We start from the raw sequence: 3,035 nt of genomic DNA on the forward strand, positions 1-3,035 counted from the left end.
GTTCCCGGGCCGGGCATGAATAGTCCAGCGCCCATGTTTCAGCTCCTGCATTCCAATTCGGGAGGATTCCTTATCAGATCTGCGCATGCGTATCGAATAGGAACACAGCGCCATGGAATACCAGACAGTGACAGGTGTGGCGGGCTGGCGCGACACCATCATGATTTAGGGTAGGCGTCAGGATTCGTGCGAAAGTGCGTACTGGCGTGATGTTGTCCCAGTCAAGGTAAACTTCGATTAGGATAACATCACGCCAAGCAGGGCGGGACTGTGCGGGTGACATTTTCAGACAGCTTTAATTGGGGTGAGCTGCAGCGTCGTACCGCCCCAGCTAAAAGCCTTGATCAACAAGGTTCGCCGTGCAAAGTTACGCAAAATCGCACGAATCCTTACTCCCACCGTGAGCCCACAGGGGCTTGCTCCGGTCCCACAATGGACCGGGCGCGGCGCTATGCAATATGGCCTGGACTGTTCAAATCCGGCGGCCCTGATCGGCCGTCATCGTAAAGTCTGCTGTTTCATCCGCATTTAACGATACACCGCCTGCCGGCGCTAACCTTTTTCAGCGTAGCCCTAACGAACGCGACGAGTTTCGAGCCCTGCCTCCGCGTCCCGCTCAGACCCGGTAATGAACGCAATCTGTTGATCCCAGAAGTCAGACCAAAGTTTGATATAACGTTTGCATCTCTTCCTGATGCGTTCATAGTCCGCCTCGGTAACAGCCTGGGTCAATACATGCCACAGGTCGCTCGCGTGATCGTCGTCCGCTGCGTCCGCTGTATCATCATCACTGATGCCATGCACAAAATAGTATCCATCGTTGACGTCTATGCCGAGCCGCCCTGTAGCGCGCCGCAAGGGCGGTGTAAACAGAATGACTTCGTGCTCGGCTACTGCGAGGAGCGCAGTGACCTCAACGTACTCTCCGAAACTTTCCTCGAGGAATTGTCGAACAAGAGTAGCGGCGGAGCTGACAGCATACGTGCGCCGTGCGGCCTCAGTCAGATCCAGGTCATCAAGCACGGTTTCGTACAGCGGATAGTGGGCCCGCTGCGGGTTGCCAAGGTAATAGCCGTCGACATCAAATCCCGGCCGGAACCCGAATTCGTCCAGGCAGTTTAGTGCCAGCAGAAAACGCGGCGCCATCTTGGAGCCCGCCTTGAGCCGGGGTTCCAGTTGCCGGCTCTGGAGTTGTGCTGCAAGCAATGCGTCAGTAAAGACTTGTACGATGGCATACCGATATTCTAGGTGGATCCCTTGCAGGATTGAGTTATCAATCTTGCAATTGTTAAGAATTTCGATCACAGGGTGGCTGGATATCGGGTGATTTTCAATCTCACTCTTCAGGCTCTGGACGAAATTCGCATTGCGCTCCCACGCTTCTGACGTGAGCGTAGATCTCATTATCGTCACCGCCTGCTCGCGGGGGTGGTTGAAGTTTTCCTGTTTCGTCAAACTCATGGCTCTCCTTCAAAGGGTTGGGACAACTGACACATCATCTCGATGTCGTACTGGTCGTTGCCGGCGAAGCCATGCTTACGCCCGATCCTGCAGCGACCAGTCACACCAGAAAGGCCGGGAAGGCACGAAGTCCAGCGACATCAATCGGGTCCGGACGCACGGCAGACGTGCCGACGGCACGCTGACGATTATCGGCGAGTCGCGCATCATGACGGGAGCGCTGGCGCCCCGCCATGATGCGCTTACCCAGCAACCTGGCCCCGACGCAACTGCGTGGCGACGAGGCACTTCGCAGCCTCCCATGCATCCAGCGCTGCTCTTCTTTTTTTCCCGGTCTGGGCGGAAATGATCGCCCCGTCGAGCAACATCACAATCTGATGCGTGAGACGGGCAGCCGCGGAACCCCGAACCAGCTCAACAACAATATTCTGGATGAACTCACGCATTCTCTGCTTCTCGACGGTTGCGACACGAATAATCTCGCTGTCACTGCCTCCGAATTCGGACAATGCGGCGATGAACATGCACCCGTGAAAATCCGGCCTATCAAACCAGCGTCCATGCCAGAGAAATACTTCCCGAAGCTTGTCCAGTGCGTCTCCCCGTGTCGCAACCGACTCGGATATTGAAGCCTGGATATTCCCCATGCGCTGTTGCAGAACCTCGGACACCAAACTATCTTTCGATGGAAAGTGCCGATACATGGTCATCTTGGCAACGTCCGATTCCTGGATGATCCTGTCAATGCCAACGGCATGATAGCCATGCCTGTTAAAGAGTCGGGTAGCCGTCTCGATCAGGTGTTGTTTCTTTATGTTCGCGGCAGGATACGCTTGTTTCATGTCTGTTTGCCATATGCGTTAAGTGATGGTGTCCATACTACCAGGAACATAGTCGAGTGGCGGTGATACCCGGCCACTCATGCGGTCGTGACGCGGAGTTGCAGGCGCGACAATCGGATGCCTCTGAAGTCCGGGCGGCCCAGCTGCAGCAATCCAGTTCACGCACCACGCGGTCTCCGCATGGCATCCCCCGCAAAAAATCAGATAGATCCTAATGGATCTGCAGATTCGCCGTCTTCGCGTTATAGCACTCATTGCGCGAATCATACCTCCCCGAACAGATGTCGCCAATTCGCTTGATTTGCCGTTACGGGCGCTAACGCAGGCTTGAAACATGAGACGTCGATAATATTGCACATGGCATGTCGCACAGAATATGATACAGACCGGTCTCGTCATCTAAAGATTGGACAGCAGATCGATCGCTTGGCATCATGCTGGCTGGGATTTCAAAGAGGCGCCGGTGAAGTTCTGTATTGCAGGCGGATTGGATGTTCACCGGCAGTCACTTGGCAGGGTGAAAAACAGGAATATATGCGGAACTCAGGTGTCCTAAATTCAATGGAATTGGCAAGCGCTTTTGTCACGTCGATGCCTAAGAACGAGTGGCAGGTATGCGTGCGACGGCAGAACGGACTGCCCGAAATATACCGCGCACTGCTGCTTTTTTCACGCTTGAGCAAGCCGAACCAGCATGTTTTCATCTCTCAGATGAACGAGTACCTGTTCGCC

Annotated in this window: 2 protein-coding genes; both read right to left on the bottom strand. The window is 54.7% G+C overall.

From position 1 onward, the window contains the following. Positions 1-573: 573 nt before the first annotated feature. Entirely contained in the window at positions 574-1,461 is an 888-nt protein-coding gene (locus P3T23_RS47355; protein ID WP_429322903.1) for an iron-containing redox enzyme family protein, read from the bottom strand. A gap of 242 nt (positions 1,462-1,703) precedes the next feature. Then, positions 1,704-2,303 carry a TetR/AcrR family transcriptional regulator gene (locus P3T23_RS47360; protein ID WP_429322904.1) on the bottom strand — a complete coding sequence of 200 codons (600 nt, stop codon included), beginning with the start codon at positions 2,301-2,303 and terminating at the stop codon, positions 1,704-1,706. Positions 2,304-3,035: the final 732 nt, after the last annotated feature.

The organism is Paraburkholderia sp. GAS448 (genome assembly GCF_050435685.1).
Classification (GTDB): domain Bacteria; phylum Pseudomonadota; class Gammaproteobacteria; order Burkholderiales; family Burkholderiaceae; genus Paraburkholderia.